17 protein-coding genes and 1 tRNA gene are annotated in these 21,834 nt (G+C 60.9%); 9 read left to right on the forward strand and 9 right to left on the reverse strand.

The window, feature by feature from the left end:
* The 3 genes from ACTIEN_RS13390 to ACTIEN_RS13400 form a co-directional block, all read left to right on the forward strand.
* Positions 1–279: YitT family protein (locus tag ACTIEN_RS13390; protein ID WP_439523651.1), on the forward strand; the 279-nt coding region annotated here is incomplete at its 5' end.
* Positions 280–515: 236 nt separating this feature from the next.
* Positions 516–2,051, forward strand: coding sequence for a trimethylamine methyltransferase family protein (locus tag ACTIEN_RS13395; protein WP_439523652.1), 1,536 nt, complete (start codon positions 516–518; stop codon positions 2,049–2,051).
* A gap of 75 nt (positions 2,052–2,126) precedes the next feature.
* Positions 2,127–2,456 carry a DMT family transporter gene (locus ACTIEN_RS13400; protein ID WP_439523653.1) on the forward strand — a complete coding sequence of 110 codons (330 nt, stop codon included), beginning with the start codon at positions 2,127–2,129 and terminating at the stop codon, positions 2,454–2,456.
* 57 nt (positions 2,457–2,513) lie between these two features.
* Here the strand turns inward: ACTIEN_RS13400 and ACTIEN_RS13405 are convergent, their stop codons facing one another.
* Entirely contained in the window at positions 2,514–3,095 is a 582-nt protein-coding gene (locus ACTIEN_RS13405) for an outer membrane protein (RefSeq protein WP_439523654.1), read from the reverse strand.
* Between the two features lie 320 nt (positions 3,096–3,415).
* Between ACTIEN_RS13405 and typA the strand changes: the two genes are divergently transcribed.
* Positions 3,416–5,236 carry a translational GTPase TypA gene (gene typA / locus ACTIEN_RS13410; protein ID WP_439523655.1) on the forward strand — a complete coding sequence of 607 codons (1,821 nt, stop codon included), beginning with the start codon at positions 3,416–3,418 and terminating at the stop codon, positions 5,234–5,236.
* A 69-nt stretch (positions 5,237–5,305) separates the two neighbouring features.
* Here typA and ACTIEN_RS13415 read toward each other — a convergent pair whose 3' ends face one another.
* From ACTIEN_RS13415 to recA, 3 genes are all read right to left on the reverse strand, one after another.
* On the reverse strand, positions 5,306–5,593 hold the full coding sequence (locus tag ACTIEN_RS13415; protein WP_439523656.1) for a DUF1330 domain-containing protein: 288 nt from the start codon (positions 5,591–5,593) through the stop codon (positions 5,306–5,308).
* Between the two features lie 3 nt (positions 5,594–5,596).
* Positions 5,597–8,272, reverse strand: a complete 2,676-nt coding sequence (alaS, locus tag ACTIEN_RS13420; RefSeq protein ID WP_439523657.1) for an alanine--tRNA ligase — start codon at positions 8,270–8,272, stop codon at positions 5,597–5,599.
* A gap of 192 nt (positions 8,273–8,464) precedes the next feature.
* Positions 8,465–9,544, reverse strand: a complete 1,080-nt coding sequence (recA, locus tag ACTIEN_RS13425; protein WP_439523658.1) for a recombinase RecA — start codon at positions 9,542–9,544, stop codon at positions 8,465–8,467.
* Between the two features lie 181 nt (positions 9,545–9,725).
* Here recA and ACTIEN_RS13430 point away from each other — a divergent pair, with 181 nt between their 5' ends.
* Positions 9,726–10,331 (forward strand): gamma-glutamyl kinase, encoded by a 606-nt coding sequence (locus tag ACTIEN_RS13430; protein WP_439523659.1) that lies wholly within the window; start codon positions 9,726–9,728, stop codon positions 10,329–10,331.
* A 15-nt stretch (positions 10,332–10,346) separates the two neighbouring features.
* Here the strand turns inward: ACTIEN_RS13430 and ACTIEN_RS13435 are convergent, their stop codons facing one another.
* From ACTIEN_RS13435 to guaB, 3 genes are all read right to left on the reverse strand, one after another.
* On the reverse strand, positions 10,347–12,674 hold the full coding sequence (locus ACTIEN_RS13435; RefSeq protein WP_439523660.1) for a hybrid sensor histidine kinase/response regulator: 2,328 nt from the start codon (positions 12,672–12,674) through the stop codon (positions 10,347–10,349).
* A 90-nt stretch (positions 12,675–12,764) separates the two neighbouring features.
* A complete protein-coding gene (locus tag ACTIEN_RS13440) occupies positions 12,765–13,922 on the reverse strand; it encodes an RsmB/NOP family class I SAM-dependent RNA methyltransferase (protein ID WP_439523661.1) in 1,158 nt (385 codons plus the stop codon).
* Between the two features lie 18 nt (positions 13,923–13,940).
* On the reverse strand, positions 13,941–15,389 hold the full coding sequence (gene guaB / locus ACTIEN_RS13445) for an IMP dehydrogenase (protein WP_439523662.1): 1,449 nt from the start codon (positions 15,387–15,389) through the stop codon (positions 13,941–13,943).
* A 145-nt stretch (positions 15,390–15,534) separates the two neighbouring features.
* Here guaB and ACTIEN_RS13450 point away from each other — a divergent pair, with 145 nt between their 5' ends.
* The 4 genes from ACTIEN_RS13450 to ACTIEN_RS13465 all read left to right on the forward strand — a co-directional run bounded on the left by ACTIEN_RS13450 (position 15,535) and on the right by ACTIEN_RS13465 (position 20,606).
* A complete protein-coding gene (locus ACTIEN_RS13450; RefSeq protein ID WP_439523663.1) occupies positions 15,535–16,494 on the forward strand; it encodes an agmatinase in 960 nt (319 codons plus the stop codon).
* Positions 16,495–16,608: 114 nt separating this feature from the next.
* Entirely contained in the window at positions 16,609–17,760 is a 1,152-nt protein-coding gene (locus tag ACTIEN_RS13455; protein WP_439523664.1) for a CaiB/BaiF CoA transferase family protein, read from the forward strand.
* A 438-nt stretch (positions 17,761–18,198) separates the two neighbouring features.
* Complete coding sequence (locus ACTIEN_RS13460) at positions 18,199–20,247, forward strand: ASKHA domain-containing protein (protein WP_439523665.1); 2,049 nt, start codon at positions 18,199–18,201, stop codon at positions 20,245–20,247.
* 285 nt (positions 20,248–20,532) lie between these two features.
* Positions 20,533–20,606, forward strand: a tRNA-Gly gene (locus tag ACTIEN_RS13465).
* 138 nt (positions 20,607–20,744) lie between these two features.
* On the opposite strand, the gene ACTIEN_RS13470 is transcribed toward ACTIEN_RS13465, so the two are convergent.
* Positions 20,745–20,954: a hypothetical protein gene (locus tag ACTIEN_RS13470; protein ID WP_439523666.1), complete on the reverse strand. Its 210-nt coding sequence runs from the start codon at positions 20,952–20,954 to the stop codon at positions 20,745–20,747.
* A 24-nt stretch (positions 20,955–20,978) separates the two neighbouring features.
* Complete coding sequence (locus ACTIEN_RS13475) at positions 20,979–21,710, reverse strand: DUF4214 domain-containing protein (protein WP_439523667.1); 732 nt, start codon at positions 21,708–21,710, stop codon at positions 20,979–20,981.
* Positions 21,711–21,834 lie beyond the last annotated feature (124 nt).

The following is a 21,834-nucleotide window of genomic DNA, read 5'->3' on the forward strand; positions in this document are numbered from 1 at the left end:
GGGGCCGTGCTGGGCGGTGTGCTGGCGGGCATCGGTCTGCTGTCGCTGTTCCGGCACGGGGCGACGCTGGGAGGTGTCGGGATCGTTGCGCTATGGTTGCAGGACACGCGCGGCATTCAGGCGGGCAACACGCAACTGATGTTCGATGTCTTCGTGTTCGGTTTGGCCTTCTGGATTCTGCCCGCGCCCGTGGCGATCTGGTCGCTTCTGGGGGCGGTGATTCTGAACATGATCGTCACGGTGAACCACCGCCGCGACAGGTATGTGGCGCGGTCCTGACTCTGTTCTGCTCAGAAAACTGTCAAAAACGACACATTGTCGCAATCAGCACAGATTGCACGCATCGCTGAAGGCAGCATTTCCGCAACATGACGGAGAAGCAGATGCGCGGTGATCGTTCCGCCCTGACACTTGTTCTGCGCACCATCGGGGCGCGACGGGGACGCGCGGCACGCGGACGGCCCTGATCGGGGTCTTTCCGTCACCGTCCCCATCCCCTTCAAAAGAGTTTTCCCATGACCGATCTGTCCCCTCGTCGCGCCGGTGGCCGTGCTGCCCGGCGTCATGCGCGTGCCAACCCGCTGGCCGACAACCTGCGCCCGATCCGCCCGGGCATGTCCGGTGGTCGCTATGATCCGCTTGATGCGGCGGATCTCGACCGCATCCACAACGCCGCCCTGACTGCGCTTGAAGAAATCGGCCTGTGCGACGCACCGCCTTCGGGCATCAAGATCATGACCGACGCCGGTGCGATCCTCGGCGACGATGGCCGCATCCGCTTTCCGCGCGCGCTGGTCGAAGACATGCTGGCCTTCGCCAACCGATCGGTCACTCTGTGCGGCCGCGATCCGCTTTATGACCTCGACCTGTCGGGCACGCGGGTGCATTACGGAACCGCCGGTGCGGCGGTGCATATGGTCGATGTGGACACCGGCCATTACCGCGAAAGCACGGTTCAGGATCTGCATGATGCTGCCCGCATCGCGGACCAACTGGACAACATCCATTTCCTGCAACGCCCGATGGTGGCGCGCGACATTCCCGACAACAAGGAGATGGATCTCAATACCATCTACGCCTGCTGTTCGGGCACCTACAAACATGTCGGCGTGTCTTTTACAGAACCGTCTTTCGTGCCGGATGCGTTTGAACTTCTGCACCTGATCGCGGGCGGCGAGGACGCATGGCGCGCCCGACCGTTTGTGTCGAACTCCAACTGTTTTGTCGTGCCGCCGATGAAATTCGCCACCGAAGCCTGTCAGGTCATGGAGGCCTGTATTCGGGGTGGCATGCCGGTTCTGCTGCTCAGCGCGGGTCAGGCCGGGGCCACCGCGCCCGCGTCGATCGCCGGAGCCATCGTGCAGGCGGTTGCGGAATGTCTGGCGGGCGTCGTCTATGTCAACGCGATGGCGCCGGGCTATCCGGTGATCTTCGGCACATGGCCCTTCGTGTCCGACCTGCGCACGGGCGCGATGTCCGGGGGGTCGGGCGAACAGGCGCTGCTGACGGCGGGCTGCGCGCAGATGCACCGCTATTACGGGCTGTGCGGCGGTGCTGCGGCGGGGATTGCCGACGCCAAGCTGCCGGACATGCAGGCAGGCTGGGAACAGATGTGTTCCAACGTCATGGCGGGGCTGTCGGGCCTCAACATGGTCTACGAGGCCGCCGGCATGCATGCGTCGCTTCTCGGTTTCTGCCACGAAAGCCTGATCCTTGGCGATGACCTGATCGGCCAGGCGCTGCGCTGTGTGCGCGGCATCGACGTGACCGAGGACGATCTGAGCATTGAGGTCATGCGCGCCACCTGCCTTGGCGGTCCGGGCCACTACCTTGGCAGCGATGACACGCTGAACCGGATGCAGCGCGACTACGTCTATCCGGCACTTGGCAACAGATCCTCACCAAAGGAATGGGTTGAACAGGGGCAACCGATCCTGGTGAACAAGGCGACCGAGCGCAAGGAGATGATCCTGTCGAAACCCGCCCGCGCCCGTCTTGCGCCCGATGTCGATGCAGCGATCCGCGCGCGGTTCAACATTCACCTGCACTGACAGCAGATAACGGTTCGGGGGCTGGCCCCCCGGCCGCTGATGCGCCAATAAGACCCGGTCGGTCAGGAGGTCGCCATGCCCTATCTCATTCTCATGTTCGCCGTTCTGGCGGAAACCATCGGCACAACCGCGCTTCAGGCCAGCCAACAGTTCAGCCGCCCCTTGCCGTCGGTCATCGTGGTGGTGGCCTATGGTGCCGCGTTCTACCTGCTGGCCATTGCGCTCAAGACGTTTCCGGTGGGTATCGCCTATGCGATGTGGTCCGGCATGGGGATCGTGTTTATCGCGATCATCGGCTTTGCGGTCTTCGGTCAGAAACTGGATATGGCGGCCATTCTGGGCATCGCCCTGATCATAACGGGAATCGTGGTGATCAACCTCTTTTCAGGCACCGCCATGCACTAAAAAACGCGCACCCGAGGGAAGGTGCGCGTTTCAGTGCCTTACGAAAAGCAGCAGACGTTAGAAGCGGAAGCTGCCCCGGAGAGACACTGTGTCCGCGTTGACGTCAACGCCAGTGTCGTCAAAGTCGTCGAATTTGTGTGCGAGGTATTCGCCACCCAAGGTGAACCGCTCGGTTACCTTGTATTCAACGCCCAGACCGCCAACAATACCGGTGTCGTCACCGACATTGGTGTTCAGCTGTGCCGCGCCAAGCGTGCCGTAAACCAGTGTACGGCCAAGATCGTAACCGCCGCGGACTTTCGCACGCAGGATGTCGTCAACCTCGATGCCACCCAGTTCGATGCTGTCGCCGGTCTGGTAGTCAAGTTCGCCACCAACGACAAATTGACCAAAGTCATAGTCGTAACCGCCATAAACCCCGTAGACGCTTTCATTGTCGTCAAAGTCATCTGCGTCTGCGGACAAGTTGCCAAAGCTCAGACCGCCATAGCCACCTGTCCAGTCACTCCCCATTGGGGCGGGGGCGGCGGCCACCGGTTCTACAACCATCGGCTCGACCACTGCGGTGTCAGCGCTGCCCGCATATCCTGCGGAACCGGCTGTCGCCAAAACGGCCGTGCTCAATAGAAATCGTTTCATGAGATGTCCTTTCTCTCGGGTTTGTCTCTTGCTGCGACCACAGAACACGGCTGTGTCCTGCGCCTCGTTGGATCAACGTCGGATGTCTTGGACTGGTTTCAATGGGAGCGCCTCAACATCCCGCGCGCACCCTGGTTTCAGGCTGTTCCCCGCCGAAAAACCCCACGGCATCAGAGCATTATTGCCGGTTCCGTGTCACGGTCCTGTGAGGCCTCTGTGGTCTCTCTGCGGCAACACAAAAATGCGCGGGCTTTTTCGCTGGTGTTCCCGGACTGGGCCTTGTAACCCCCGGCCAAATCATTCCTGCACGAGATAAAGACATGGACCTTCGCAACATTGCGATTATTGCTCACGTTGACCACGGCAAGACGACCTTGGTGGATGAGCTTCTGAAACAATCCGGTGCGTTCCGCGCCAATCAGGCTGTGGCCGAACGTGCCATGGACAGCAACGACCTCGAACGCGAACGCGGCATCACCATTCTGGCCAAGGCAACCTCGGTCGAATGGAAAGGCACGCGCATCAACATCGTCGACACTCCCGGCCACGCCGATTTCGGCGGCGAGGTGGAACGCATCCTGTCGATGGTCGATGGTGTTGTCCTGCTGGTGGACGCCGCAGAAGGCCCGATGCCACAGACCAAGTTTGTGACCTCCAAGGCACTGGCCCTGGGGCTGCGCCCGATTGTGGTGCTGAACAAGGTCGACAAACCTGATGCCGAACCCGACCGTGCGCTGGATGAATGCTTCGACCTCTTTGCGAACCTCGATGCAAACGAAGACCAGCTTGATTTCCCACATATGTACGCCTCGGGCCGGTCCGGCTGGGCTGACACCACGCTGGAAGGACCGCGCAAGAACCTTGATGCGCTGTTCAAACTGGTTGTGGATCACGTCCCCGCGCCGAAGCAGATCAAACATCAGGACGAAGATTTCCGCATGCTGGCGACCACGTTGGGGTCTGATCCGTTTGTCGGGCGCATCCTGACAGGGCGCGTTGAATCCGGTCGTCTCAAGGTTGGCCAGACCGTTCAGGCGCTCAGCCGCATTGGCCAGAAGATCGAACAGTTCCGCTGCACCAAGATTCAGGCGTTCCGGGGTCTGGGTCCGCAAGACATCGAAGAAGCGCTGGCAGGCGATATCGTCAGCCTTGCAGGCATGTCCAAGGCCACTGTGGCCGACACGATCTGCGCCTTGGCGGTGGACGAACCGATCGAGGCACAACCGATTGATCCGCCCACCATCACCGTCACGTTCGGCATCAACGACAGCCCGCTCGCGGGTCGTGACGGCAAGAAGGTGCAGTCCCGCGTGATCCGCGACCGCCTGATGAAAGAGGCGGAATCCAACGTCGCAATCAAGATCAAGGACACCCCTGGCGGCGAAGCTTTCGAAGTGTCGGGCCGTGGCGAACTCCAGATGGGTGTTCTGATCGAAAACATGCGTCGTGAAGGCTTCGAACTGTCGATCTCGCGCCCGCAGGTGATCATGAAGGAAGGCGAAGACGGCAAGATGCTGGAACCCGTCGAAGAAGCCACAATTGACGTGGACGATGAATATTCCGGCGCCGTGATCGAAAAACTGACAGGTCCGCGCAAAGGCGAATTGGTCGAAATGCGCCCCGCCGGTGCCGGCAAGACCCGCATCATCGCGCATGTGCCGTCGCGTGGCCTCATCGGGTATCACGGCGAATTCCTGACCGACACACGCGGGACAGGTGTTCTCAACCGCGTGTTCCACGGCTGGACACCACACAAGGGTCCGATTCCGGGCCGTCGCGCTGGTGTTCTGATCTCGATGGAAAACGGCACCTCCGTGGCCTACGCCCTGTGGAACCTCGAAGACCGGGGCCGCATGATGATCGGCGCGCAGGAAGCGATCTATACCGGCATGATCATCGGCGAGCACAGCCGCGAAAACGATCTCGAGGTGAATCCGCTCAAGGGCAAGAAACTCACCAACGTGCGCGCCTCCGGCACCGATGACGCGGTGCGTCTGACCACGCCGATCACGCTCTCTCTGGAAGAGGCGATTGCCTATATCAACGATGACGAGCTGGTAGAAGTGACGCCGAATTCGATCCGCCTGCGCAAGCGCTATCTTGATCCGCATGAACGCAAGCGGATGTCGAAAGGCAACTGACGCTTTTCAGGTTCAAGACCGGAAAAAAAGCGGCGCGCACCATCCGGTGTGCGCCGCTTTCGTTTGGCGCTATTCCGTCGTTTCGACGATCAGCAATTCGCGCTTGGACGCGTCGCGGGCGTGGTTCAGCGCGATCTGGTATTCGGCGCTGTGATAACAGGTCTCCGCAGCCTCGACCGACGGAAACTTGGCCACCACGTTGCGTGGCCGTTCCTGCCCTTCAAGCTGCACATACCGCCCACCACGGGCGATGAAATGCCCGCCATGTTTGGCAATCGCCGGTCCCGCAAGTTCAGCGTATTTCGCGTAGGCGTCCGGGTCCGTGACGGTCACATGGGCAATCCAGAGTGCAGGCATGTCTTATCCTCCCAAAACAGCTTCGGCAGCCTTGATGGCGGCGTCGGCATTCTCTGCCGATGCCCCACCGCCCTGCGCCATATCCGGACGACCACCGCCGCCCTTGCCGCCCAATTCTGGCACGGCCGCTTTGACCAAATCAACAGCCGAAAGCGTTCCTGTCAGGTCCGACGTCACACCCGCCGCGACTGCCGCCTTGCCACCGGTATCCGCGATCAACAGAACCGCCCCCGAGCCAAGACGTTGTTTATGCTCGTCGATCAGCGGCGGAAGGTCTTTTCCGGACACCCCGGACAACACCTGAGCAAGGAATTTCACCCCATTGATCTCGCGCGCCTCGGCACCGCCGCCCTGCCCGGACCCACCGGCCATCGCCAGTTCGCGGCGCAACTGCGCCACCTCGTTGGACAGCGCCTTGCGTTCGTCCAGCAGCGCCTTGACACGCGCCGGGACATCCGTGGCCTGAGCCTTCAACTCCAGCGCAATCTCGGCCAGGCGATGATCCTGCTCGGACAGATACCGGAATGCATCCGCCCCGGTCAGCGCTTCGATCCGGCGCACACCCGCGCTGGATGCGCTGTCGCCCAGCGTGACGAATACACCGATATCGCCCGTTCGGCGCACATGGGTGCCGCCACACAACTCCAGCGAATAGGTGTTGCCATTGGTGCCTTTGCCGGACCCCGACTGTTCCCCCATCGACACGACGCGCACCTCGTCGCCGTATTTCTCGCCAAACAGTGCCTGTGCGCCAATCGCACGCGCATCGTCCGGTGTCATGATCCGGGTCTCGACCGGCGCGTTCTGGCGGATGTAGGCGTTGACCTCTGCTTCGACCTGCTTGAGTTCATCCATGGTCAACGCCTTGCCGTGGCTGAAATCGAACCGCAACCGGTCCGGCGCATTGAGAGAGCCGCGCTGTGCGACATGATCGCCAAGCGCGCGGCGCAGCGCCTCGTGCAGCAGGTGGGTCGCCGAATGGTTCGCCCGGATCGACGCGCGGCGGGAATGATTCACCTCGAGCTGGACCGCTTCGTTCTTTTTGAACGTCCCGCGTTTGATGGTGACGTGATGCGCAAACACCTTGCCGCCGCCCATCCGCTGGGTATCCGTCACCTCTGCCTGATCATCTTCGTTCTCAAGACGCCGCAGCCAGCCGGAGTCACCCACCTGGCCGCCAGATTCGCCATAAAACGGCGTCTGGTTCAGAACGATCCAGCCGCTCTCTCCTGCGGACAGGCTTCCCACCTCGGCGCCGTCCTTGATCAAGGCGAACATCTGCCCTTCGGCAGCTTCGGTGTCATACCCAAGAAAATCGGTCGCCCCAAACGTTTCAGCCAGATCAAACCAGATCGCGGCATCCGCAGCTTCCCCTGTGCCCGACCATGCCGCACGCGCCTTGGCCTTTTGCTCGGCCATGGCTGTGTCAAACCCGTCCGTGTCCACACTCCGGCCTTTTTCGCGCAGGGCATCCTGCGTCAGGTCCAGTGGAAATCCAAACGTGTCATATAGCTTGAAGGCCGCCGCACCCGGAAGCGGTGCATCCTCGGGCAATCCACCCAATTCATCGTCCAAAAGCTTCAGCCCGCGTTCCAGCGTCTGCTTGAAGCGCGTCTCTTCATTGCGCAGGGTTTCTTCGATCAGCGCTTGCGCGCGCGACAGTTCGGGATAGGCCGCCCCCATCTGGCGCACCAGCGCCGGCACCAGGCGGTGCATCATCGGGTCCTGCGAGCCCAGCAAATGCGCATGTCGCATGGCCCGCCGCATGATCCGGCGCAGCACATACCCACGCCCGTCATTGCTCGGCATCACACCATCTGCAATCAGGAACGAGGTCGACCGCAGGTGATCCGCAATCACCCGGTGATGCGTCTTGCCCGGTCCATCGGGATCCGAAGACGACACGTCCGCCGACGCTTCGATCAGCGCGCGCATCGTGTCAGTGTCATAATTGTCATGGCTGCCCTGAAGCAGCGCGCCGATCCGCTCCAACCCCATGCCGGTGTCGATCGACTGCATGTCGAGCGCCTTCATGGTGCCGTCTTCGAACTGTTCGTTCTGCATGAAAACGATGTTCCAGATCTCGATGAACCGGTCGCCATCTTCCTCGGGGCTGCCCGGAGGGCCACCCCAGATGTGATCGCCGTGATCATAGAAAATCTCGGTGCAGGGGCCGCAGGGACCGGTCGGCCCCATTTGCCAGAAATTGTCCGAGGTGGCGATGCGGATGATCCGGCTTTCCGGCACGCCGACCTTTTTCCAGATCTCGAATGCCTCGTCGTCGGTGTGATAGATGGTGACGTACAGCCTTTCCGCCGGGATCTGGAACTGCTTGGTGATCAATTCCCATGCAAACGGAATCGCCTCTTCCTTGAAGTAATCCCCAAAGCTGAAATTCCCGAGCATTTCGAAAAACGTATGGTGGCGCGCGGTGTAGCCGACATTGTCGAGGTCATTGTGCTTGCCGCCGGCGCGCACACATTTCTGCGCTGTGGTGGCACGTTGATAGTCGCGATGCTCGACCCCGGTGAACAGGTTCTTGAACTGAACCATGCCCGAATTCGCAAACATCAGCGTCGGGTCATTGCGCGGCACCAGCGGGCTTGAGGCCACAATCTGGTGGCCCTGTTTTTCGAAGTAATTCAGGAATGTGGAGCGGATATCGTTCAGCGTGGGCATGTGGGACCTGACCTAAAGGTATGTGGGGCGGGCTTTTCCGGTTCGGCCTGAAATAGCCCCTGCCAGAGGGGCTGTCCACAGCAGAGGTCATGCTGAAACGGAAACAGGGTGGCACATAGCCACCCTGTCCGGGATATTCTTGAACCCGTCACCGGATTCCGGGCGTTTCTGCAGTCGCCGTCCTACAAGTCGTCAGGATTCGACGATGTCATCCTCGGTATCATCGCCGTGCGATGACATGTCGAATTCCAGGCCGTGCGCCGCGCGAATTTTGTCTTCGATTTCAAGCGCGAGCTTGGTGTTCTCACGCAGGAAGGTCTTGGCGTTCTCACGCCCCTGCCCGATCCGTTCATCCCCGTAGGAATACCACGCACCGGATTTCTCGACGACACCCGCCTTTACGCCAAGGTCGACCAGTTCACCCATCTTTGAGATGCCTTCGCCATACATGATGTCGAATTCGACCTGCTTGAACGGCGGTGCCACCTTGTTCTTGACCACTTTGACCCGTGTCGCGTTTCCAACAACCTCATCACGGTCCTTGATCGCGCCGATGCGACGGATATCAAGCCGCACAGAGCTGTAGAACTTGAGCGCGTTGCCACCGGTCGTTGTTTCGGGAGAGCCGAACATCACGCCGATCTTCATCCTGATCTGGTTGATGAAGACCACCATGCAGTTCGAGCGTGAGATCGACCCGGTGAGTTTGCGCATGGCCTGGCTCATCAGACGGGCCTGAACGCCCACGCTGCTGTCCCCCATATCGCCTTCGAGTTCTGACTTGGGCGTCAGCGCCGCCACCGAATCCACAACCACCATGCTTACGGCACCGGATCGGACCAACGTATCCACGATCTCAAGCGCCTGTTCGCCCGTGTCGGGTTGCGAAATCAGCAACTCGTCCAGGTCAACACCCAGTTTGCGGGCATATTGCGGGTCCAGCGCGTGTTCCGCATCCACAAAGGCGCACACTCCGCCCTTTTTCTGTTCTTCCGCCACACAATGAAGCGTAAGCGTCGTCTTGCCCGAACTTTCGGGGCCATAGATTTCGATGATCCGCCCTTTCGGCAGGCCACCGATGCCAAGCGCGATATCCAGACCCAGGGATCCGGTTGATGTCGACTCGATATCCCGTATGACGTTTTCGCCACCCAGCTTCATGATAGAGCCCTTGCCGAACTGGCGTTCGATTTGAGCCAGTGCCGAATCGAGGGCTTTTTGTTTGTTCGCGTCGCGCTTGCTGTCCATTGTCAGAAGATCTGCCGTTGCCATTGCTTTTGATCCTTATTCCACACCCAGAGAGGGGCGGCAATTGCTGCTTTCGTTCACCTCTTGTTCTCGGGCTTTATGAGATCAAAACGCGAACATTTCAACTTTTATTTTCAAGGGCAGTGTTGCGCGTTTCGGTTAAGGAGTGGTTTATGAACGCGCGGAACCGGGCGGAGCGATAATCATGTTGGTGTTTTGGAACGAACGTCTGGTCCTGCTGTCGGTGCCAAAGACCGGGACGCACGCCTATACGCTGGCTCTTGGCGCGCGCGCCTCCATGGTTGTGAGCGATCCGCCGGAGCTCAAACATGCGCCGGTCTATCGCTACAACCGGTTTTTCCGGCCCATGTTCGAAAAGATGGGGGCGGCTGATCTTGAACTTGCGGCGGTCATTCGCGAACCCTTCAGCTGGCTGGGCAGCTGGTATCGGTATCGCCAGCGCCCCGCTCTGGACGGTCGGCCCGCGTCGACCAAAGGGCTGACATTCGATGCGTTCCTGCAGGCAAGCTGTAAGTCCGATCCACCCGCCTTCGCCAATGTCGGCTCACAGGCAAAGTTTGTCGAGGCGCGCCCGAACGGCACCGCGGTGACGCACTTCTTTCGCTACGAAGACCAGTCCGGGTTGCAGGCGTTTTTGCAAAGCAGGCTTGGCGCTCTTCCCGAAATACCAAACGCAAACGTATCCCCCAGATTGTCCCTGTCCGTGTCACCCGAGGTTGAGATCATGGTCCGTCGCCACCGCGCAGGGGACTTTGCGCTTTGGGACTCGATCCCTGTGCGCGCAAGTTGATCCCAATTGCGCGGATCAGGGGGTTTGCGCGTTCTTGACCTCTGCGTCTGAGGTGAGCAGTTGCTGGCTCACGATGGAAGTCAGATCGGTCAGCGAAAAGGGTTTCGCCAAAAAGGCCGACGATTCAATGCGTGCGCCCTGCGATTTGAAGACATCTTCGGCATATCCGGACATGAAGACCACCGGCACATCGGGGCGGGTTGCGCGTGCCTTGCGCACCCAGCTTGGGCCATCCAGCCCCGGCATCACAACATCCGTGACAAAGACATCCACCTTGAGGTCCGCATCCTGAAGAAGCGCCAAAGCGTCTTCGGCATTGCCGGCCTCGATCACCTTGAACCCGCGATGCGCAAGGGCGCGCGACGCAAAGGCACGCACGGGAGCCTCGTCTTCGACCAGCAACACGACGCCATCGCCAAACCGCGCTGGCTGCACTTTGGGTGGGTCCAGGACAATGGGCGGAACCGTCAATGGTTCTTCACAGATCGGGAACATCAGGGTGAACACGCTGCCCTTGCCCGGCGTGCTGTCGACGAAAATGAACCCACCGGATTGTTTGACGATCCCGTACACCGTGGACAGGCCAAGTCCGGTGCCTTCTCCGGTGCGCTTGGTTGTGTAAAACGGCTCGAAGATCTTTTCGAGCTTGTCATGCGGGATGCCAACGCCTTCGTCCTGAACGCGCACGACGACATACGCCCCGGCCGGCACCTTTGCGCGACCGTTTTTCATGGGTTTTTCCAACACCCGCTCATCGGTTTCGATCAGGATCGTGCCGCCAGAGGACATTGCATCGCGCGCATTCACCACGAGGTTCATGATCACCTGTTCCAATTGCCGCTTGTCCGCCCGGATCGCCGGAAGAACCGGGTTCTGGCGCAGGTCAAGCATCACTTTCTCGCCGACCAGTCGATTGAGAAGATGCGTGAGGTCCGACAGGATGTCGCGCAGGTCCAATCGTTCCGGGCGCAGCGTCTGTTTGCGCGAAAATGCCAGCAATTGTCCCACCAGACCCGCCGCGCGATTGGCATTCTGATGGATCTGGATCAGGTCGCCGTATTCCGGATCACCCTGATCATGGCGCAGCAGCAAAAGATCACAATGTCCCGAAATTGCGGTCAGCAAATTGTTGAAATCATGCGCAACCCCACCGGCCAATTGACCGATTGCCTGCATTTTCTGGCTTTGGACAAATTGCGCTTCAAGGCTCTTGAGCTCTGTTGCATCATTCAGGACGGCCACAAGAAGGATCTGCCCCTCTTCCACAACGCGGGTCAGCGTGACCTGAACAAAGACTTCCTGTTCGGGGCGTGTCAGACGCAGAAATTCCGAGCGCCCCAGGCCTTTTCCGCTTGCTGCGTCCGCCAGCCAGTCGGGAATGGATCGACCAAGCCCTTCCATCAGATCCGAGATGCATCTGTCTTCATCCTGGCTCGCATGCAGCAATGTGCGGGCAGATCGGTTGGCAGTGACGATTTGCCCTTTCGGCGTCACCTTGAGCAACGGGACAGGCAGTGCTTCGAACCCGGCGTCGTCATTCGAGGCGGCGTCAGATGCGGATTTGGGCATCAGCACAACCTCTTCCCGACCGACACCCGCTTCGTGAACGAAGACACTATAGTGCGTGACGGGACCGTCAGACTGGATCTGATGCACCTCACCCGGACGCAGAGGGGGATCGGAAATCAGTTCTTCAATGGTGCGCACACGTCCCCCGGCCAAGGCGCGTGCGGCGCCGTTCATCCAAAGAACCGTCCCGCCCCGCCCAATTGTCAGGGCCGGATATTGACCTTTTCCTGTCTCACCCGAGACATCCCTGCTTTCAAACAATTCAAGACGCCACAAGAGCGCATCGGGCCCCACCTGATGGGCAGACACCCGCAAGTGCCTGTCCGGCAGGACGACCTTTTCAGACGCAATTCCGTCTGCAATCGCGCTGCTTTGGACCCGGTGGATCAAACCCGACGCGTCGGCGACGTGGCCACCGACAATGTTGCGCAGCGTCTGGCCTCGCGACGCTTTCAGAGTCTTCTGCGCGGTCCTGTTACACGACAGGATGTTGCCGTCGTGATCCGTCAGCAGGCAGGCCGCCACATCATGTTCAACCAGCAACGCCAGGTTATCCAAAGCTTTTGTATGCTGACGACCGCGCCATTTGTGCAGGATTGCGGACCCAAGGAACACCCCCCCGAACGCAATTGCCGCCGCGCCGAAACCCGCACGCAGCGCCGCATGCGGGGCCACGAGGGCAAGAACCCCACTTGTCAGCGCAAAGACAAGTAAAACCGATTTTGCGGAATAGAGCCGTTGGGACGCTGGTGCAGAACGGTCGAAATAAGTCATCAAAGCAGCCCTTGGGGACATCTGGTTTCCGCCATTTGACCGCATGAGGATTAAGCGACACTTAAAACGACGCCTTCTTAAAGTTGTAATTTATCCTGAAATTCGCGTCAAGGTGGCTACAAAAAAGCCATCGCCGCCCTGTTCAAGTCCAAATCGATGTTGCAAGGCGCACGCCCATCCGGGATTGCGCACCAGGAAGGCGTCAATTTGATCTTCATTTTCACAAGAAAGGAGCGAACAGGTCGCATATGCCAGTGTGCCCTCTGGCCCAACCAGATCGGCAACCTTGTCGAGTATGTCACCCTGCACCTGCGTCAGGGCCTCAAGCCGCTCTGGCGTCAAACGCCATTTGCCTTCCGGCGCGCGCCGCCATGACCCGCTGCCGGAACAGGGCACATCGCAAAGGACAAGGTCATATTCAGGTCCTGGATGGTCGATCAGATTGATCAACACCCCTGCCCGTTCTGCCCGCGCTGGCAGGTCGGACATGCGGCGCGGCTCGGCGTCATGCGCCGCGACCGGACCACCCAGCCTGGCGACCATCGCAAGGGTTTTGCCACCACCGCCGGCACAGTAATCCAGAACGCGCATCCCCGATGTCAGCGGCAAGGCATCAACGACAGCCTGGCTTGCCACATCCTGAAGCTCTACCAGACCAGTCTTGAACGCCTCTGACTGCGCCACCCGCCGCGCGCCGTCGCGCACTTCCAGTGCGGTTGGCGAAAGGCCATGTGGGACAGTGTCCACACCTTCGGCGGCCAGTGCGACCTGTGCTGCATCGCGATCCGTCTTCAGGGAATTGGTGCGCAGGAACACGGCCGCGCGGTGGCGCAAAGCCTCGGCCACTGCATTCGTATTCACCCGTAAGTCATTGTTGAACAATTCGAATAACCAATCGGGAAGGTCACAGTATTCTGCTTCCTCGGGAGTCGTCCCGGCCAGTTTTTCTGTCTCCGCCAAGGGCGCAAGCGCGTATCCTTCGCCTGTGAACACGGCTTCCGGATCACTGTCGGTCTGGCGCAACCTGCCCAACACGCGCGCGCGCCCGGTTGTTCCACCGCCCACGGCCGCGGTGCTGCGCCAGCAGCGCAGGATGTCGAACACATGATCCCGGATGGCGGCACGGTCCTTGGACCCGGCAAAGCGCGACCGTCTTGCCCAGTTGGTGAGGGCTTTTTCCGCCGCTTCACCTGCCGTGATCTGATCGATGATCTGCGCTGCGGCTGCCCAGCGTGCAGCAGGGGTCACGCCGCACGCTGGGCGTTGTTACGCCATTCGGTAATTCGGCGATTCACGCGTGATTTGAACGTCATGCACATGGCTTTCCTTAAGACCTGCCCCGGTGATTTTCACAAAGCGGCAGTTCCGGCGCATCTCTTCTATGGTGGCGCAACCTGTATAGCCCATCGCGGCGCGCAAGCCGCCGACCAACTGATGCAGAACCGCATTTGCAGAACCCTTGTACGGCACCTGCCCTTCGATGCCTTCGGGAACCAGCTTGTCGCTTGCCGCGTCTTTCTGGAAATAGCGATCCGCCGACCCGCGCGCCATGGCCCCGATCGACCCCATGCCGCGATAGGATTTAAAGCTGCGGCCCTGGTACAGGATCACATCACCCGGCGATTCGTCGGTTCCGGCGATCATGCTGCCCACCATCGCACAGGACGCACCTGCCGCGATGGCCTTGGCAAAATCGCCCGAGAACTTGATGCCACCATCGGCAATCACCGGAATATCACCCGCTGCTTTCGCGCAATCCATGATCGCAGTCAGCTGCGGCACACCGACCCCGGCCACCATGCGCGTGGTGCAGATCGACCCCGGACCGATGCCGACCTTGACCGCATCCGCCCCTGCGTCGATCAGGGCGCGTGTGGCTTCTGCCGTGGCGACATTGCCGGCAATCACCTGAACGTGGTTGGACAGGGTCTTGGCACGGGTGACCGCTTCGATCACACCCCGGCTGTGGCCATGTGCGGTGTCGATCACCACGATATCCACACCAGCGGCCACAAGGGCCTCTGTCCGCTCGAACCCCGCATCCCCGACAGAGGTCGCGGCGGCGACGCGCAGACGTCCCAGTTCGTCCTTGCACGCCGTCGGATTGAGAACCGCCTGCTGCGTGTCTTTCAGCGTCAAAAGTCCGGTCAGCTTGTCATCGCCATCCACCACAAGCAGCTTTTCGATCCGGCGAGATTTCATCAGGCTGATCGCCTCTTCCCGGTCCGCAGGTTCCCGCAGAATGGCAAGGTTGTCCGAGGTCATCATGACCTTGACCGGCGTGTCATCCGACGTCGCGAACCGCATGTCGCGATTGGTGACGATGCCGACCACCCGGCCTTTGTCGTCGACCACCGGAAATCCGGTGAAATTATACCGTTCAATCAGCGCTTTGGCGTCCGCCAGGGTCTGATCCGCGCGCAGCGTCACCGGGCTGTAGACAATGCCGGATTCAAACCGCTTGACGCGCCGCACTTCGCGTTCCTGCTGATCGACGCTCAGGTTCTTGTGGATCACACCGATGCCACCGGCCTGCGCCAGAGTGATGGCCATACGGCCTTCGGTCACCGTATCCATCGCGGAACTCAGCAGCGGAATGTTGAGCGCAATGGATTTCGTCACCCAGGTACGGGTGTCTGCGGTGGCAGGCAGCACGTCTGAGGCACCCGGCACCAGAAGAACATCATCAAAGGTGAGAGCCTCGCGAATCTCCATCGGAATCCCTTTCCACGGACAGCATCGTTAGGCACGTCCCTATCGCATGGGTTTTCCCAAGTGGAAAGACCCAATCGCCCTTTACCCCTGCGAAGCGCTGCCGCAGTCTGCGCCACGTCACGCAGGACCAAAAGGAGCGACGGATATGGCACATGGATACGAGTCGGGACGCCTTGATCTGCCCTTTACCGGCATCTGCACATTCGCACGCAGCCCATATCAGCCAGACTGGGGTGCGATCGACGCCGATGTGGCGATCCTTGGTGCGCCGTTTGATGCGGGCACGCAATGGCGTGCTGGTGCGCGGTTCGGCCCGCGCGGCGTACGCGAGGCGTCGACCCTGTTCAGTTTCGGCCATGCCGGGGCCTATGACCACGAAGACGATGTGACCTACCTTGCCGAAACCCGGATCGTTGACCTTGGGGACGCTGATATTGTCCACACCGATACGGTGCAAAGCCATGCCAACATTGCCGACGGCGTGCGTGCCGTCCGGGCCTCGGGGGCACTTCCTGTGGTGATCGGGGGGGATCATTCGATCAATATTCCCTGCATTGACGCGTTTGAAGGCCATGCGCCGTTCCATATCCTGCAAATCGACGCCCATCTGGATTTCGTCGATGAACGCCACGGAGTCCGCCACGGCCACGGCAACCCGATGCGCCGCGCCTCGGAAAAACCGTGGGTGTCTGGCATGACGCAGGTCGGCATCCGCAATGTCAGTTCGACCGCTCGCGATGGCTATGCGGATGCGCGCGCAAGGGGATCGGACATCCTGTCGGTCCGGCAGGCGCGTGCGCTGGGACCAAAAGGCGTGTCAGCTCGCCTTCCCGACGCGGTTCCCGTCTATATCACCATCGACATCGACGCGTTCTGCCCGTCGATTGCGCCGGGCACCGGCACACCCAGCCATGGCGGGTTTCTTTACTACGATGTTCTGGAACTGCTGCAACAGGTGGCGAACACGCACGACATCGTCGGCATCGACCTTGTCGAAGTCGCTCCGGACTATGACCCGACCGGGTCAACCTCGATCCTGGCGGCACAGGTGCTGATGAACCTTCTGGGCTTTGTCTTTCACGCACGCCAGCAGCGCGCGGCATGACCCGACCGTCGGGTTTCCGCCGACCGAGAGGCCGATAGGAAAACCCCGGTTGCACTTGAGGGCGGGCCTGCGTTCATAAAGGAAAACCGACTCGGCTGGCACAGGCAGACAGGCATGACACAACCGCTTTCCGGCATCACCCTCGTGGATCTGACGCATGGTCTGGCGGGCCCCTTCTGTTCGATGACGCTGCGCGATCTCGGCGCACATGTGATCAAGATCGAACGCCCCGGAAAAGGTGATGATACGCGCAGCTTTCCACCGTTCTCCAGCGGCAGATCCGCGTATTTTGCAGCCCTTAACCATGGCAAGAAGTCCATTGCCCTGAACCTCAAGGCCGACCCGGACCGACACATCTTCGAACGGCTTCTGGGGCGCGCCGATGTGATCCTCGAAAACCACCGCCCTGGCGCGATGGAGCGACTGGGCTATGGCTGGGACGATCTGCACGCGCAGTTTCCCAGGCTGATCTATGGCGCGGTTTCGGGTTTTGGTCACACCGGACCGGATGCCAAACGACCCTCCTACGATATCGTCGCGCAGGCGCGTGGCGGCGTGATGTCGATCACCGGCGAAAAGGGCCGCGACCCGGTGCGCGTGGGCGCGTCTATCGGAGATATCGCGGCGGGCATGTTCCTGAGCCAGGGTGTGCTCGCTGCCCTCATGGATCGCGACCGCTCCGGCATCGGGCGCAAGATCGACGTGTCGATGCTGGACAGCCAACTGGCCCTTCTGGAACAGGCCATTGCCACCACCACGCTCACCGGAACCCCACCGAAGCCCTCGGGCGCGCGCCACCCGTCGATTGCCCCGTTCGAGACGTTTCATGCCTCTGACGGTCTGTTCGTGATCGCCGCCGGCAACGATGTGCTGTTCGAAAAACTCTGTGTCGCGTTGGACCTTCCCCTGTCCGATGATCCCAGATTTGCCACCAACCCGTCGCGCGTCGAAAACGCCCGCCTGCTCAAACGGCTGATCGAGGCGATCACCATCGACAAGACCCGTGCCTATTGGATCGCGCGGCTTGGCGCGGCGGGGATTCCCAGCGGTCCGATCCAGAATGTCGAACAGGTTCTGCGCGACCCGCAGATCCTTGCGCGCAACATGGTGGTGGATGTGCTTGACCGCAACGGACGCCCGGCCTTCAAGGCGGCGGGCAACCCGATCAAGATGACCGGACTGGGTGATCCCAGCGTGCGCTCGGCCGCACCCGATCTGGACGGCGACCGGGGCGAGATCCTGCGCTGGCTGGGGGGCAAGGATTAAGCCCGTTCAACGGGCTTGCCCGCCCCACCGAACGCCGGGTTTCCAAATCCTTAACGCTCTGGCTGCACCTTCCCCCACACAAAAGCTTTTGAGCGGGAAGGGTCACTCCCATGCCGCGACATGTGAACTGACATCGCTCTCAATCGCCCCAACCGGGGCCGACCATGAGAGACCGGTCCCAAAAGGCCCCTCACCGGGGGTACAGGTCCAAAGCCATTGGCTTTGCGGAACGAGAGCAGTGTCAGGCCCAAGGGGCGGCGCCGCTTCCATGACCACCATACGACCTGAGCACCGGGCGGTTCCCTCCGCACCGGCGCGCAGGCATGTCCGGCGTTAAGCCAAGTCATGCCGCTCTGCATAAACATTATGACGCAATTCACCTTTTTCCCGGCGCGCGGACCGCTATGGTCCCGAACAACCGTGAACAAAGGGATTCCCATGTCCAGCCAAGACCCGCTCGTCGTCTTTACCCCCTCCGGCAAACGTGGCCGGTTTCCCGTCGGCACCCCGGTGTTGACGGCCGCACGGCAGCTTGGGGTCGATCTCGACAGCGTCTGTGGCGGGCGGGGCATCTGTTCCAAGTGCCAGATCACGCCGGGCTATGGCGAGTTCTCCAAACACGGAGTCACCGCCCGTGACGGCGCGCTGTCGGACTGGAACGCGGTCGAGGCGCGGTACGACGAAAAGCGCGGGCTGAAGCAGGGCCGCCGTCTGGGCTGCCAGGCACGCGTGCAGGGCGACATCGTCATCGACGTGCCGCCCGAATCCCAGGTCCACCGGCAGGTCGTGCGCAAGGCCGCAAGCGCCCGCGTGATCAAGATGGACCCGGCCACCCGGCTTTACTACATCGTCGTCGATGAGCCCGATATGCACACGCCCACCGGCGATCTGGAACGTGTCGCGCGCGCGCTCAAGGACCAGTGGGAGATCCCCGAGATCACCTGCGCCTTCCCCGCTCTGACCAAGCTGCAAACCACTCTGCGCAAAGGCAAATGGGCGATCACCGTGGCGCTACACAAGACCAGCGCCGACGCCACGCCGCAGATCATCGCGACATGGCCCGGCCTGCATGAAACCGGGCTCTACGGGCTGGCCATCGACCTCGGCTCCACCACCGTCGCCGCGCACCTGACCAATCTCGACACCGGCGAAGTGGTGGCAAGCTCGGGCATCATGAACCCGCAGATCCGCTTTGGCGAAGACCTGATGAGCCGCGTGTCCTACGCCATGATGAACCCCGGCGGCGACGTTGAGATGACCCGCGCGGTGCGCGATGCGATCAACGTCTTGGCCGAGGAAATCGCCAAGGAGGCGGGCATACCGACCAGCCTCATTCTGGAAACCGTGTTTGTCTGCAACCCCGTCATGCACCACCTGCTGCTGGGCATCGACCCCGTCGAACTCGGCCAGGCACCCTTTGCGCTGGCCACGTCGAACCACCTCAACCTGACCGCCCGCGATCTGGACCTGACCACCCTGCCCGCGTCGGCGCAGATCTACATCCTGCCCTGCATCGCGGGCCATGTCGGGGCCGATGCCGCCGCGGTGGCGCTGTCGGAGCAGCCGGGCAATTCCGAAGACCTCGTGTTGATCGTCGATGTGGGCACCAATGCGGAAATCCTGCTGGGCAACACCACCCGCGTGCTGGCCTGTTCGTCGCCCACCGGCCCCGCCTTCGAAGGCGCGCAGATCTCAAGCGGCCAACGCGCCGCCCCCGGTGCCATCGAGGCGATCCGCATTGACCCCGAAACCCGCGAACCGCGCTTCCGCGTCATCGGCTGTGACAAGTGGTCGGATGAGGACGGCTTCTGGGACGAGACCGCCGCCACCGGCATCACCGGCATCTGCGGCTCTGGCATCATCGAGGCGGTGGCCGAACTGCGCATCGCAGGGCTGCTCGACCCCTCGGGCCTGATCGGATCGGCGGCGCAGACCGGGACCGACCGCTGCTTTGCCGAAGGGCGCACCAACGCCTACCTGATCCATGACGCCACGGACCAAGGCGGACCGCGCATCACCGTCACCCAAGGCGACATCCGCGCGATCCAGCTGGCCAAATCCGCGCTCTACGCGGGCGCGCGGCTGCTCATGGACGAGATGGGTGTGGACGTGGTGGACCGCGTGGTGCTGGCGGGTGCGTTCGGCGCGCATATCTCAGCGAAACACGCGATGGTGCTGGGGATGATCCCGGACGTGCCTCTGGACAAGGTGAGCAGCGCCGGCAACGCCGCAGGCACCGGGGCGCGCATCGCGCTCTGCAATCTGGCCGCACGGGCCGAGATCGAACGCATTGTGCGCCAGATCACCAAGGTCGAAACCGCCATCGAGCCGCGCTTTCAGGAACATTTCGTCGCCGCCAACGCCATCCCCCACGCCACCGACCCGTTCCCCGAACTGGGCAAGGTGGTGACGCTGCCCGTCGTCGGGTTCAACACGCAGGGGGATGGGAGTGACGGCGGTCGGGTGAGGAGAAGGCGGCGGGGGTGATGGGCTTGGCGTAGGGTGGGTTTTCGACCCTTTTGCTGAACTTAGATTTTCCAATTCATTGCATGGCCACAAACTAACTGACACCCGCCGTCGCGCTAGCGGCGGCGACGCGTCCGCCCGCCCGCCCCACGGCGGGCGCGTTCCGCACCCGCCCAGGCGAACGCTTGTTCTGCGATCCATCGTGGCGGCAAACTGTAGGGTGCGTGATCTCACGCACCACCCGATCCCCCTCACCCCCCACCTCTTGACGCCCCACACACCCAAGCGTATCTCAGCCTCCAGAGCGCGGGTATGGTGAAAAGGTATCACGCGAGCTTCCCAAGCTTAAGTTACGGGTTCAATTCCCGTTACCCGCTCCAGATACCCCGCATAAGACGCTAATTGGTAAATTTGACGCTTTTAGAAGCGCACCAGATACCATGGTGGGAAAATCTGGAACGCCTTGGGCAGTCCTGGAGCACGATCCCCAGAGGAATCTCCAGAGTGCCGGCAGGTCATTAGGGCGTGGAGATGTCATGAGACGTGAGATTTGCGCTGCTATCCGCCAGCGCAAGCTGGTATCCTTCCTCCCCAAGGGAAGCCGCCGCGATCAGACCGTCCAGCGGATTATCTTCCGTCACGAGACGTACAGAGTTCGATTGCCCGGTGGCATACTGATGAGAACCGACAATCAGTGTGGCGTCAGCGGACCAAAGCCGAAAGCTCATGATAATGACCAACGTTGACCTCGACTAGACGTCCGGTTCCGAAGGTGTCAGTCCAATCAGCGCGACGCTTTCACTGGGGTCACTGGCGACGAGGGCGGGTGCAGCGGTCTTATACATCGGCACTGTGTCATCGTGGACATCCGCAATGTCAAACACTTCCGTCCGATCGGTCGTGAAGTAAATGAAGTCGCCCAAGTCCGCCTTGGCTGAGTCCACAGAGTTCCTGTCATCGGTGACGTCCGCGATGATCACGTTTGCGCTTGCGCGGGCGGGCGCATCGTTCTGGTAATCGACTTCCGCTTGTTCTGCTGCGTCCGTCCAATAAACCGCAACTTCGATCTTGTTTTGAATGGTGGTCAGATCATTGCCCTCAGTCGAATTTTGGGCGCCGCCGACGATCTCAAGAATAATTTGGCCAATGTCGACCCCACTGTCGTCGCCAATTCTTTGCTGTAGAACATCGCTCCAGAATTTTCGGCCGGCAGGATCAGGCGGGCGATTGAACAGGTTGAGATAAACCTGGGTGATAAAGTCATTCGCGGACGTCGAAGATGGATTTGACAGGAAATCGAACGCGTCCAAGGCTTCGGGTTGAGACGCAAAATCTGTTGCGGCTTCAGTCAGCGAAAGGGCTTGTGACGTGTAAACCGCGCTCCAGAAATCGAGGCCTTCCGGATCTGCTGCTCGCTCAAAATATCCAATATAGATCGCCGAAAGCGCTTCTGCAGCTGGCAAGTCTCCAAGATTCAAGACCATTCTGAACTCCTTGGTTACACTATTCATGACAAAGAGCAGCAGCTCCCGTTACGCCTATGTAGCCATCATCCTTTTGGAATGCGACCATTCCAGGGGCAGGATTGGCAGCCAATCAGGTCCGATG

The organism is Marivita sp. (assembly GCF_051859345.1).
Lineage (GTDB): Bacteria > Pseudomonadota > Alphaproteobacteria > Rhodobacterales > Rhodobacteraceae > Marivita.

What these genes read in the sequence shown, in the direction of transcription:
- ACTIEN_RS13435 (WP_439523660.1), bottom strand. Translation starts at nt 12,674, where the DNA reads ATGACTTATTTCGACCGTTCTGCACCAGCGTCCCAACGGCTCTATTCC.
- ACTIEN_RS13475 (WP_439523667.1), bottom strand. Translation starts at nt 21,710, where the DNA reads ATGGTCTTGAATCTTGGAGACTTGCCAGCTGCAGAAGCGCTTTCGGCG.
- ACTIEN_RS13405 (WP_439523654.1), bottom strand. Translation starts at nt 3,095, where the DNA reads ATGAAACGATTTCTATTGAGCACGGCCGTTTTGGCGACAGCCGGTTCC.
- ACTIEN_RS13455 (WP_439523664.1), top strand. Translation starts at nt 16,609, where the DNA reads ATGACACAACCGCTTTCCGGCATCACCCTCGTGGATCTGACGCATGGT.
- recA (WP_439523658.1), bottom strand. Translation starts at nt 9,544, where the DNA reads ATGGCAACGGCAGATCTTCTGACAATGGACAGCAAGCGCGACGCGAAC.
- typA (WP_439523655.1), top strand. Translation starts at nt 3,416, where the DNA reads ATGGACCTTCGCAACATTGCGATTATTGCTCACGTTGACCACGGCAAG.
- ACTIEN_RS13395 (WP_439523652.1), top strand. Translation starts at nt 516, where the DNA reads ATGACCGATCTGTCCCCTCGTCGCGCCGGTGGCCGTGCTGCCCGGCGT.
- ACTIEN_RS13450 (WP_439523663.1), top strand. Translation starts at nt 15,535, where the DNA reads ATGGCACATGGATACGAGTCGGGACGCCTTGATCTGCCCTTTACCGGC.
- ACTIEN_RS13460 (WP_439523665.1), top strand. Translation starts at nt 18,199, where the DNA reads ATGTCCAGCCAAGACCCGCTCGTCGTCTTTACCCCCTCCGGCAAACGT.
- ACTIEN_RS13470 (WP_439523666.1), bottom strand. Translation starts at nt 20,954, where the DNA reads ATGAGCTTTCGGCTTTGGTCCGCTGACGCCACACTGATTGTCGGTTCT.
- alaS (WP_439523657.1), bottom strand. Translation starts at nt 8,272, where the DNA reads ATGCCCACGCTGAACGATATCCGCTCCACATTCCTGAATTACTTCGAA.
- ACTIEN_RS13400 (WP_439523653.1), top strand. Translation starts at nt 2,127, where the DNA reads ATGCCCTATCTCATTCTCATGTTCGCCGTTCTGGCGGAAACCATCGGC.
- guaB (WP_439523662.1), bottom strand. Translation starts at nt 15,389, where the DNA reads ATGGAGATTCGCGAGGCTCTCACCTTTGATGATGTTCTTCTGGTGCCG.
- ACTIEN_RS13430 (WP_439523659.1), top strand. Translation starts at nt 9,726, where the DNA reads ATGTTGGTGTTTTGGAACGAACGTCTGGTCCTGCTGTCGGTGCCAAAG.
- ACTIEN_RS13415 (WP_439523656.1), bottom strand. Translation starts at nt 5,593, where the DNA reads ATGCCTGCACTCTGGATTGCCCATGTGACCGTCACGGACCCGGACGCC.